The sequence below is a fragment of the Streptomyces thermospinosisporus genome, assembly GCF_039526425.1.
Classification (GTDB): Bacteria; Actinomycetota; Actinomycetes; order Streptomycetales; family Streptomycetaceae; genus Streptomyces; species Streptomyces thermocarboxydovorans.
This window is the reverse complement of record NZ_BAAAIZ010000137.1, coordinates 1-1227: the sequence shown is the minus strand read 5'-3', so window position 1 is coordinate 1227 and position 1227 is coordinate 1. Positions and strand designations below refer to the sequence as shown.

Sequence of the window (1227 nt, the reverse complement as noted above, 5' to 3'; positions counted from 1 at the left end):
GTCCCCCACCAGATCACTCACACCCCACCAACGACCCAGAACCCAAACCGTTTCGGATCAATAGAGTACAGGCCCCGTTGCCCCTGGTCAGCGGACATGCAGAAGCCCCGCCCATGCGCCACGGGGGGGAGCAACGCACAGACGGGGCAGCCGACTTGCTGAGCCTTGATTGCCGTCCTCAGCGAGCCGGGGTCATTCGTCCCGGGTCACGTGGGCATGGTCGGTCACGACACGGCCGTCCGGCGTCGTCTGGACCTGCGCGGGTGACGCCATCAGATGCGCCGCTACCTTCTGCACGACGTCGGCGTTCCACGTTCCCAGGGCCACCATCGGACGGCCGTCCGGCGCTACACGCGGAGCCAGCCAGCCAAGGTCCCGATTCGGAATCCCGATTGCCAGCAGTGCTTGCCGCAGCGCCTCATGCGCGTCGGAAGCGGCTTGCTTACTGCTCTTGTAGATCTCCATAGGAATCACGAGCGCCGCCCCCTGCCCCTGTGCGGGTGGTTCCTGATCTCGAGTTTGAAGTCTGAGACCTTGGACATGTCGCCCTCTGCGCGTGCTTCCGAACGCTGCTTATCCAACGCTTGGCACACGTCGCAACCCGCTACAGGCTCCGGGGCGCCGTAGAGCATCAGCGGCAGTTCTACGGGCGGACTGGGGTACGTCCGGGGCAAGGTCATGCGTGCACTCCCGCCCTCTGGTGCAGCGTGAGGATTCTGGTTGTATGGGTCACGTCGTCAACCCCCTGATGGTTGGTGGCCACGCCCCCGGACGTTCGCCCGTCGCGGGGGTCCTTGCTGCTCTCCCCAACTTTCCGCCCCAGAGAGTGACTGCATAGCGGCCCCCTGTAGGCCAACTGTCGGCCAGAATTGAGGTATGGGGACCAGCATCGGGGCCAACATCAAACGTCTGCGCGAACAGCGCGGGTGGAGTCAGGCACGGCTAGCGCGTGAGGTCTGTCAGGCAGCCGGGGTGATTGGTGATCCGGTCGGGCGGCAAGAGATCAGCCGATGGGAGACAGGCAAGCGCACGCCCCGCGAATGGCTGCCGTTCCTCGCTGCCGTCCTAGGCGTTCCCGTGGATGTGCTCAGGGCGCCCCAGAATCCCGCTGAGCCCCCCTTGCCGACTCTGGCTGACTTCCTACCCGAAGGGGACCCGCTAAGCCCGCTAGATGAATGAGTCCAAGGGATCGCCTGCGGACATGAGACGAGGGCGTCCAACGTCGAT

Annotated in this window: 2 protein-coding genes; one reads left to right on the top strand and one right to left on the bottom strand. The window is 65.0% G+C overall.

The window, feature by feature from the left end; translation table 11 throughout:
• Positions 1-192: 192 nt before the first annotated feature.
• Complete coding sequence (locus ABD207_RS31450; RefSeq protein WP_344016722.1) at positions 193-465, bottom strand: hypothetical protein; 273 nt, start codon at positions 463-465, stop codon at positions 193-195.
• Between the two features lie 411 nt (positions 466-876).
• Between ABD207_RS31450 and ABD207_RS31445 the strand changes: the two genes are divergently transcribed.
• On the top strand, positions 877-1179 hold the full coding sequence (locus tag ABD207_RS31445; RefSeq protein ID WP_344016721.1) for a helix-turn-helix transcriptional regulator: 303 nt from the start codon (positions 877-879) through the stop codon (positions 1177-1179).
• Positions 1180-1227: the final 48 nt, after the last annotated feature.

Coding starts and splice junctions, on each gene's coding strand:
- ABD207_RS31450 (WP_344016722.1), bottom strand. CDS start 465: ATGGAGATCTACAAGAGCAGTAAGCAAGCCGCTTCCGACGCGCATGAG.
- ABD207_RS31445 (WP_344016721.1), top strand. CDS start 877: ATGGGGACCAGCATCGGGGCCAACATCAAACGTCTGCGCGAACAGCGC.